Annotated in this window: 5 protein-coding genes and 4 tRNA genes; all 9 read left to right on the top strand. The window is 46.8% G+C overall.

Features of this window, described 5'->3' with window-relative positions; translation table 11 throughout:
* The first annotated feature begins 1 nt into the window (after window position 1).
* Window positions 2–2,266, top strand: coding sequence for a type II secretion system secretin GspD (gene gspD, locus KUG37_RS12890; protein ID WP_216937081.1), 2,265 nt, complete (start codon window positions 2–4; stop codon window positions 2,264–2,266).
* 62 nt (window positions 2,267–2,328) lie between these two features.
* Window positions 2,329–2,988, top strand: a complete 660-nt coding sequence (locus KUG37_RS12895; protein ID WP_216937082.1) for an FHA domain-containing protein — start codon at window positions 2,329–2,331, stop codon at window positions 2,986–2,988.
* Between the two features lie 79 nt (window positions 2,989–3,067).
* Window positions 3,068–3,736, top strand: coding sequence for a phosphoglycolate phosphatase (locus KUG37_RS12900; RefSeq protein WP_216937083.1), 669 nt, complete (start codon window positions 3,068–3,070; stop codon window positions 3,734–3,736).
* A gap of 110 nt (window positions 3,737–3,846) precedes the next feature.
* Entirely contained in the window at window positions 3,847–5,340 is a 1,494-nt protein-coding gene (gene trpE / locus KUG37_RS12905) for an anthranilate synthase component I (protein ID WP_216937084.1), read from the top strand.
* Between the two features lie 98 nt (window positions 5,341–5,438).
* Window positions 5,439–5,514 (top strand) — tRNA-Thr (locus KUG37_RS12910).
* Between the two features lie 55 nt (window positions 5,515–5,569).
* A tRNA-Tyr gene (locus tag KUG37_RS12915) sits at window positions 5,570–5,653 on the top strand.
* Window positions 5,654–5,691: 38 nt separating this feature from the next.
* Window positions 5,692–5,767: transfer RNA gene (locus KUG37_RS12920), tRNA-Gly, on the top strand.
* A 17-nt stretch (window positions 5,768–5,784) separates the two neighbouring features.
* Window positions 5,785–5,859: transfer RNA gene (locus tag KUG37_RS12925), tRNA-Thr, on the top strand.
* A 150-nt stretch (window positions 5,860–6,009) separates the two neighbouring features.
* Window positions 6,010–6,199 (top strand): GTP-binding protein (locus KUG37_RS12930; RefSeq protein WP_240627330.1); only part of this gene is annotated, 190 nt, incomplete at its 3' end.

The raw sequence follows: 6,199 nt of genomic DNA on the forward strand, positions 1-6,199 counted from the left end.
TATGGCTTTATTTAATAATAATCGATCAGCATGGGCCTTCTGTGCGGCGGCACCCTTAATGGCCGTGGTCAGTACGGCAAGTTATGCACAAACCTGGAAAATCAATCTTCGGGACGCCGACCTGACTGCATTCATTAATGAAGTGGCAGATATTACTGGCAAGAACTTCGCAGTCGATCCGCGGGTACGTGGCAACGTAACGGTCATTTCCAATAAAGCACTGAACAAGAATGAAGTCTATGACCTGTTTTTAGGCGTGTTGAATGTTAATGGGGTCGTGGCCATTCCTTCCGGCAATACCATCAAGCTGATTCCGGACAGTAATGTCAAAAATTCGGGTATTCCCTATGATCCCCGCAGCCGTGCCCGGGGTGACCAGATTGTAACGCGGGTACTCTGGCTGGAAAATACCAATCCAAATGACCTGATTCCTGCATTGCGTCCCCTGATGCCGCAATTTGCGCATTTGGCGGCGGTGCCGGGTACCAATGCCCTGATCGTATCGGATCGTGCCAGCAATATTTACCAGCTGGAAACTATAGTCCGGAATCTGGATGGTACAGGCCAGAATGATATTGAAGCGGTGACTTTGCAGTCCAGTCAGGCAGAAGAGATGATTAGCCTGATTGAATCCATGACGTCAACCGGTGCAGCCAAGGATGTCCATGGTTCTCGAATACGGGTGATTGCCGATATACGCACCAACCGGATCATCATCAAGGGTGATCCAACCACGCGCAAACGGGTACGCCAGATTATTGAAACCCTGGATGTCCCGGCTGCAGACCGTTTGGGCGGCTTAAAGGTTTTTCGTCTGAAATATGCCAGTTCCAAGAACCTTGCCGAAATCTTGCAGGGTCTGGTGACCGGACAGGCGGTGAGCAGTAATTCTAATTCGGGCAGCACCTCCTCGAGTTCATCCTTACTCGGCTCCAGTAGTGATTTAAGTAGTAGCAGTAGCGGTAATACGACCGGGAATAATACTTCCTCTTCAGGTATTCAGCTGAATACCGGCATGAATAATGAGCAAGGTGGAATTAGCAGCTTTAATGCCAATGGGGTGAGTATTATTGCTGATGCCACCCAAAACTCTCTGGTGGTTAAAGCCGATCCGCAATTGATGCGGGAAATTGAATCGGCGATCAATCAGCTGGATATCCGCCGTCAACAGGTACTGATTGAAGCGGCCATTATTGAAATTGAAGGCACAGATGCCGATCAGCTGGGCGTACAATGGGCTTTGGGCGATATCAGCAGTGGTGTAGGCCTGGTTAATTTTGATAATTTTGGTACGAGTCTGAAAAAGATTGCGGCCGGTTATCTGACGGGTGGTGGTGCTGGTGCGGTAAGTTCAATCGGAGCGGGCAGCTCTCTGGTACTCGGTGACTATCGTGAAGGCAGTGATGGTTCGCGCCGTCTGTATGGCGCGATTATTCAGGCCTTAAAAGAAAATACCAAGTCCAATCTGCTGTCTACTCCGTCGATTGTGACTATGGACAATGAAGAAGCCTATATCGTGGTGGGTGAAAACGTGCCTTTTGTCACCGGTTCGGTGTCTACGGGTGTGGGCGGTGTTGTTAATCCTTATACCACCATTGAGCGTAAGGATGTCGGTGTTACTTTAAAGGTCGTTCCGCATATTGGTGAAGATGGCACGGTACGTCTGGAAGTCGAACAGGAAGTTTCTGATGTCAAGGACAGTAAAGGACAGGCACAGGATCTGGTGACGAGCAAACGTGCCATTAAAACTTCAATTCTGGCCGAACATGGACAGACCATTGTCTTGGGCGGTCTGATTTCGGACAATACCCGTTATGGCCGTCAGGCCGTGCCTGGTCTGGGTGCTATTCCAGGCGTGGGGCGTTTATTCCGTTCCGAAGGTAAATCCAATCAGAAGCGTAACCTGCTGATCTTTATCCATCCCACTATCGTTGGTGATAAAAATGCAGTACGCAAACTGACCCAGCAACGCTATAGTCAGTTATATAGTCTGCAACTTGCACTCGATTCAGATGGCAACTTTTCCAAGTTGCCTGAAAGTGTTGAAGATGTGTATCAACAGAGAATTCCGGTATCGAAAACACCACTGCAAAACTCGACCTATCAAACTGTGCCGACAGCACCGGTTCAGGCGCAGCCAGCCAGTGTTGTAGTCACACCGGTTGCGATTGAGCCAGTCATTCAGCCATTAGTGACACAACCCGTCCAGCAGGTAGAAAAAAGTAAAAATACTGTTACAACAACCACACTTAGACCGAAAAGCTAAGTCATTTGCATTTGCAGGCAGCATGTTATGATAATGTCAAAGAGAACAGAGAAGTAACTTTCATGACTTGGAAAATACACGCGATTACAGGCGACTTAACAGGACAGGAAATTAGCATTGACCATGACATGCTGGTGGGGCGTCATCAGGCTGCGGATATGGTGTTGCAGGCTGCGGAAATCTCCCGTAAGCATGCGGCATTTTTACTGAAAGATAATGCACTCTGGGTGCAGGATTTGGGTTCATCTAACGGCACTTTTGTCAATGATATGCAGATTGCACAGGAAACCTTATTAAAGCAGGGTGACATTGTTCAGTTTGCCAGCTTGAAATTTTCGGTACTGGCGCCTGAGACTGCGGTAGATGTTGCACCAGAAATTGAAGCAACAGCAGAAAAAGTCGTAGAACAGGTTGAAGTTGCAGAGCCTACACCTGCCCAGCAAATGAATGATCAGGGGATACCGGAACTGAAACAGCGTGATGCTTCGGTGCAGTTGACCCGTGACGGCATGCCAACCAATGTCGGTATTCCAAAACCAGCACCTATTCCAGAAGGCGTGGACATTACTGCAGTGAAACCAGAGCCTACGCCAATTCCGGTTGAGCAACCTGTGTCAGGCGTAGAGCAGGAAAAAGAAACCCAGAAAAATGTGTCTGTTGGTCTGATTTCAGTGATTGTGCTGATTATTTTGGCAATTATGGCTTGGTTGTTATTTAAATAAGCCGATGATTGGTTACAATCAAGGCATGCACAGCGCATGCCTTTTTTGTGGCTGCGAACATTATAAAAGAGGGCCGGGTATGTCTATTGCACAATTAGAAAAGCGCGAACTGATCTTGTTTGATCTGGATGGTACTTTGGTGGATTCAGCGCATGATCTGTATCGCGCCATGAATATGAGCCTGAATGTGCTGCAATTGCCCTCGGTGACAGAAGAGCAGGTGCGTACCTGGGTGGGCAAGGGAACTTCGATATTCTGTGAGAGTGTGTTGCAGCATCTGGTCGGTGAAGTCACCCCAGTACAGCATCAGGAGCTCTTAAGCACTTTTCTGGATATTTATAATGTCGATCCCTGTGTTGATACCGTTCCTTTTCCAGGAGTCCTGAAATTTCTGGACTGGGCAAAAAAGCAGGGGAAAACCCTGATTTGTGTGACCAACAAGCCCGAGCTTCCAGCCCGTAGTATTTTAGAAACACTGGATATGGCCCATTATTTTGCCGATACCATTGGCGGAGACCGGTTTAGTGAACGTAAGCCACATCCGCGCCAGTTACTGCACTGTGTCGAACATTATGGCGTAAGCAAAGAACAGGTGTTGCTGATTGGCGATTCTTCCAATGATGTCGAAGCCGCACGCCGCGCCGGGATTGATTGTATTGTGGTCAGCTATGGCTATAATCATGGTGAAAATATTGCAGATTGTCAGCCACAGCAGATTGTGGATGATTTAAGAGAATTACTTGCATAATACTGCGTACTAAGGACAGAAAATGAATAGTTGTAAGGTTTTTCGATGGCGTCGCTCAGTTCAATTCTATTTACACACTGAGCAAACCTAATTTAAAAGAGAAAAACCGTATGACCACTCAAGCACAATTCCAACAGCTTGCTGCACAAGGCTATAACCTGATTCCTGTGTATCGTCAGCGTCTGGCAGATACCGATACCCCCCTTTCTATTTTCGCCCGGCTTAAACAGCACCAACAGGCTTATTTATTCGAGTCTGTAGAAGGTGGTGAGAACTGGGCACGTTATTCGATTATTGGCCTAGGTGAATCCACAGTATTTTCCTGCAATGCCGGCGAGCTGACGGTACAGCATGCAGATGCTTCAATTGAAAAGCAGCATTGTGCTGATCCATTTCAATATATTCGTGACTTCCAGGCACAATTTAAGGTGCCTACACAAGCAGAATTGCCGGACTTGCCGAGTTTTACTGGTGGACTGGTGGGCTACTTTGGCTATGACGCCGTGCGTTATATTGAACCGAAGTTAAAAAATGCACCTGAGGCAGATCCGGTCGGCTTGCCTGATATCTGGATGATGCTGTCTAAAACCGTCATCGTGTTTGATAATTTAAAAGATACTTTATTTCTGATTGTTCATGCCGATGTAGCTAACCCGGCTGCTTATGAAAAAGCACAGCAACAATTAAATGAATTGGAAAATATCCTCGCCACACCGATTAGCCTTAAAGCTGAAAAGCATACACCGCCACATTTCGAGTCCCTCACTGGACATGACAACTTTATTGCCTCGGTGGAAAAGGTTAAAGAGTATATTCGTGCAGGCGATGTGATGCAGGTGGTGCCTGGGCACCGAATGGTGTCTGATTTCGATGGTGACCCGCTACAAGTGTACCGTGCACTGCGTCATCTTAATCCTTCGCCGTATCTGTTCCTGGTGCAAGGACAGACCCTGGAAAACAATACGCCATTCCATATTGTCGGCTCCTCACCGGAAATTTTGTCACGTCTGGAAAATGGTATTGCGACTGTGCGTCCACTTGCGGGCACACGACCACGTGGCAAAACCAAAGAAGAAGATCTTGCCTTGGAGAAGGACTTGCTCTCCGATGAAAAAGAAATTGCTGAACATGTCATGCTGATTGATCTGGGACGTAATGATGTGGGGCGGATTGCAAAAATTGGCAAAGTGCAGGTAACTGATCAAATGGTGATCGAGCGTTATTCGCATGTGATGCATATTGTCTCGAATGTCCAGGGTGAAGTACGTGATGATGTCGATGCTCTGGATGTTTTTAAGGCAACATTCCCCGCAGGTACGCTTTCTGGTGCGCCAAAAATCCGTGCTATGGAAATTATTGACGAAATTGAGCCGGTAAAACGTGGAATTTTCGGTGGCGCAGTCGGTTATTTAGGCTGGCATGGTGAAATGGACATGTCGATTGCAATTCGTACCTGTGTTATTCGGAAAAATAAGGTCTATGTTCAGGCTGGAGCAGGACTGGTTGCCGACTCAAATCCTGAATCTGAGTGGAATGAAACCCAAATAAAAGCTCGCGCAGTGATCAAAGCGGTTGAATTATCATCAAATGGTTTGATTTTATGAGTTTTTGAGGTTTTTTTTGAAAAAAACACTTGCAAGCATTCTGAGTTTTGCTAAACTGCACACCGTTCCGATACGAAACGTACGAAACACTAAGAAACGCCGGCATAGCTCAGTTGGTAGAGCAACTGACTTGTAATCAGTAGGTCCACAGTTCGAATCCGTGTGCCGGCACCATCTTGGAAGTTTGGTAGTGTGCAGTAAAGAACAGCACTGATGTAAGTGTAAAAATGGTGAGGTTCCCGAGCGGTCAAAGGGGGCGGACTGTAACTCCGCTACGAAAGTTTCGAAGGTTCGAATCCTTCCCTCACCACCAATTTTAAGACTTCAATAAGTGGTTTGTACCAACATCGTGCGGGAGTAGCTCAGTTGGTAGAGCGGTAGCCTTCCAAGCTACATGTCGCGAGTTCGACCCTCGTCTCCCGCTCCATTGAAGTACTAATATTTGCTCTTATAGCTCAGTGGTAGAGCACTCCCTTGGTAAGGGAGAGGTCTCGAGTTCAAATCTCGATAAGAGCTCCAGATTACAGTTTAGCAACTTTGTTGCAAAAAGATTCCAAAAGCAGGCTATTTAGTCTGCTTTTCAAGTATTTGGTGTTCGGTTTTTTTAAACGATATGTCGGAGCTGGGTTTTACTCAGAATTGTGTTCGACGTAAACGAGGAAGATTAACATGGCTAAGGCTAAGTTTGAACGTAATAAGCCACACGTTAACGTGGGCACAATTGGTCACGTTGACCATGGTAAAACAACTTTAACAGCTGCGATTGCAACTGTATGTGCGAAGAAATTCGGCGGCGAAGCGAAAGACTATGCTGCAATCGACTCTGCACCAGAAGAAAAAGCACGTGGTATTACAATTA

Origin of the sequence: Acinetobacter sp. BY419 (genome assembly GCF_019038395.1) — a bacterium.
GTDB lineage: Bacteria > Pseudomonadota > Gammaproteobacteria > Pseudomonadales > Moraxellaceae > Acinetobacter.

Excerpts from the sequence above, each read along its gene's own strand:
- trpE (WP_216937084.1), top strand. The coding sequence starts at position 3,847 with ATGACCACTCAAGCACAATTCCAACAGCTTGCTGCACAAGGCTATAAC.
- KUG37_RS12895 (WP_216937082.1), top strand. The coding sequence starts at position 2,329 with ATGACTTGGAAAATACACGCGATTACAGGCGACTTAACAGGACAGGAA.
- gspD (WP_216937081.1), top strand. The coding sequence starts at position 2 with ATGGCTTTATTTAATAATAATCGATCAGCATGGGCCTTCTGTGCGGCG.
- KUG37_RS12900 (WP_216937083.1), top strand. The coding sequence starts at position 3,068 with ATGTCTATTGCACAATTAGAAAAGCGCGAACTGATCTTGTTTGATCTG.